Consider the following 417-nt stretch of genomic DNA (forward strand, 5'->3'; position numbering starts at 1 on the left):
TATGAAATTCAGGCCCTGACCGAGCAGAAGCAGGACCTGGTGAACCATATTATCGTGTTTGAAAACTACCCCGTGGAGCAGCGCATGGAGCAGATGGGTAGACGCGGGAACAATGGCTTTACGATTGCCAATGCTTCCATGTCAGAGCAAACAAACTATGATTTCAACATTACGGTGGTGCCAGGCGATGAAATCCATGTCCATTTGGAGTACAACGCGCAGGTGTTAGAACGCACAGCTGTAGAGCAAATCCGTGAGCATTTGCTGCATATGATTGAAGAAGCGATTCACCGACCAGATGCGCTGGTGGACGAGCTTGAATTGGTGACTGCTGCAGAAAAAGCGAACATCATCGATGGTTTTGGATCAGTAGGCGTAGCTGCATGGAGTGATGAAAAGGAATCCGAATTGTTGTTC

The 417-nt window shown here is 48.2% G+C and carries 1 protein-coding gene; it reads left to right on the plus strand.

Annotation, left to right across the window (positions count from 1 at the left end; all coding sequences use genetic code 11):
- The coding region (locus tag HFE01_RS26515; protein WP_167442914.1) for a condensation domain-containing protein at positions 1-417 on the plus strand (417 nt) is incomplete at both ends.

This window comes from Paenibacillus sp. EKM10P (genome assembly GCF_011800655.1).
Classification (GTDB): domain Bacteria; phylum Bacillota; class Bacilli; order Paenibacillales; family Paenibacillaceae; genus Paenibacillus; species Paenibacillus polymyxa.